Source organism: Synechococcus sp. B60.1 (genome assembly GCF_047462555.1).
In the GTDB taxonomy this organism is placed as follows: Bacteria; Cyanobacteriota; Cyanobacteriia; order Thermostichales; family Thermostichaceae; genus Thermostichus.
Map to the genome: position 1 here is coordinate 1 of NZ_JANSJN010000214.1, position 1,230 is coordinate 1,230.

A 1,230-nucleotide genomic window follows, 5' to 3' on the forward strand; every position below is an offset into this window, starting at 1 on the left:
CCAAGGTCTGGGGCCGCCTTTGTTTTCCTTCAGCTTTTGGGGATCAGCCGCTTGGGACAGGCGGCGCGGATGTGGGATTCGCTCAGATCGGGCATGAGGGCCAGGGCGCGTTGGGCATCGATTTGCGCTTCGCACACCGCCTCCAGCACCTGCTCGGCCATCAAGGAAAGGGGCATATCGGCGGTTTGCTCAGGATCGGTATCCTCTCTAATTTGTCGCACTCCCACCGGTGGGGGTGGCAACACCGGCGGAGCCGACTGGGGGGGCAAGGTGGTGGAGGTACCCACCTCCAACTGCGCTTCAGCCAGGGCCACACCGTGCCCTGCCACCAACAGGGATCCCAGCAGCAGGGATCCCCCCAACCTACCCATTTCTTTGCTGAGCGGGGCGCGCTTCTTTAGACCTTCTCCAAGGCCACCGCTGCCCAACCTCTTGCCCAGTGCTTCGCCACTCATCTTACCTCTCCAAAACCACCCCTTCGCTCAAGATATCCAACAAACCTTGAATTTGCAGTAGGCTATCGTTGGCTCCCAAACCGTTTGCAGACTCCCCTATGGCTCGTCTATCCCAAGAGCTAGCCCGATTTGCCTGCCTTCCCGCCAACCCAGAGCAGCCTGAGGGATCCCCACCCGTGGCGATCTGCATTGAAGAGATTCTCAAACTGGCGGGCGAGCGCAGCTTTGGCTTGTTTTTGGCAGTGCTGTCTTTTCCCTCGGCTTTACCTCTGCCGGCCCCTGGCTATTCCACTCCCTTTGGCGTGGTCATCCTACTGCTGGCCCTGCAAATGCTGGCAGGGCGAACCACTCCCTGGTTGCCACCATGGGTGCTGCAGACATCGATTGAACGGAAGCAATTGCAAAAGTGGGTGCAGGCCGGGATCCCATGGTTGCAGCGCATTGAAAAAGTTGCCTGCCCCCGTTGGCAACGAGTCTGCACCAGCCGCCTGGGCCAGGTCTGGCTGGGCACCTGGATTGGTTTGATGGGCATTTCCATGATCATTCCCGTGCCCGGCACCAACACCCTGCCGGCGATGGGGATCTTCGTCACCGCCTTCGGTCTCCTGGAAGAAGATGGGCTCCTCTGCAGCCTGGGATCCCTGATCTGTGTGGCAGGGGGGCTACTGACCACTTCCATTTTGGTGGGCCTGTGGCTGGGGGGAACGACTCTGTTGGATTGGCTGAGAAGATAGCGCCCTAGCAGCCCCTCTCCCGGAGGGAGAGGGGAGTTGGG

At 60.4% G+C, this 1,230-nt stretch carries 2 protein-coding genes; one reads left to right on the forward strand and one right to left on the reverse strand.

Annotated features, from left to right (window positions below):
• Nucleotides 1–29 precede the first annotated feature (29 nt).
• Entirely contained in the window at nucleotides 30–455 is a 426-nt protein-coding gene (locus NW863_RS13090; RefSeq protein WP_414366887.1) for a hypothetical protein, read from the reverse strand.
• Nucleotides 456–553: 98 nt separating this feature from the next.
• Between NW863_RS13090 and NW863_RS13095 the strand changes: the two genes are divergently transcribed.
• Nucleotides 554–1,189: an exopolysaccharide biosynthesis protein gene (locus NW863_RS13095; RefSeq protein WP_414338292.1), complete on the forward strand. Its 636-nt coding sequence runs from the start codon at nucleotides 554–556 to the stop codon at nucleotides 1,187–1,189.
• Nucleotides 1,190–1,230: the final 41 nt, after the last annotated feature.

Coding starts and splice junctions, on each gene's coding strand:
- NW863_RS13095 (WP_414338292.1), top strand. CDS start 554: ATGGCTCGTCTATCCCAAGAGCTAGCCCGATTTGCCTGCCTTCCCGCC.
- NW863_RS13090 (WP_414366887.1), bottom strand. CDS start 455: ATGAGTGGCGAAGCACTGGGCAAGAGGTTGGGCAGCGGTGGCCTTGGA.